The organism is Bacillus sp. SIMBA_074 (assembly GCF_046534555.1).
Taxonomy (GTDB): Bacteria; Bacillota; Bacilli; order Bacillales; family Bacillaceae_G; genus Bacillus_A; species Bacillus_A mycoides.
Map to the genome: position 1 here is coordinate 1 of NZ_JAWRYM010001079.1, position 244 is coordinate 244.

General features: G+C 72.5%; 1 protein-coding gene. It reads left to right on the top strand.

What is annotated here, in order from left to right; all coding sequences use genetic code 11:
• Positions 1–244: hypothetical protein (locus tag SB773_RS34080; protein WP_410594915.1), on the top strand; the 244-nt coding region annotated here is incomplete at both ends.

Consider the following 244-nt stretch of genomic DNA (forward strand, 5'->3'; position numbering starts at 1 on the left):
GCGGTCGTGCTCTCGGTCGGTCTGGTGCGTCGCGCGCTCGACCGCGCGTCCGGGATCGTCGGTCTCCTGGTCGCGCTCGGCGCCACGGCGGCGCTGTCGACCCTGTCGAATCCGTTGTACGCGGCGTGGGCGACGGTTCCGATCGCGGTGCTGCTCGCGCTGCTGACCATCCGCTCGCGGCAGCGGTCGCGCTTGACGCTGCTCCTCGGGGTGCTCCTGATCGGCACGGCTCTCGGCTTCGTCG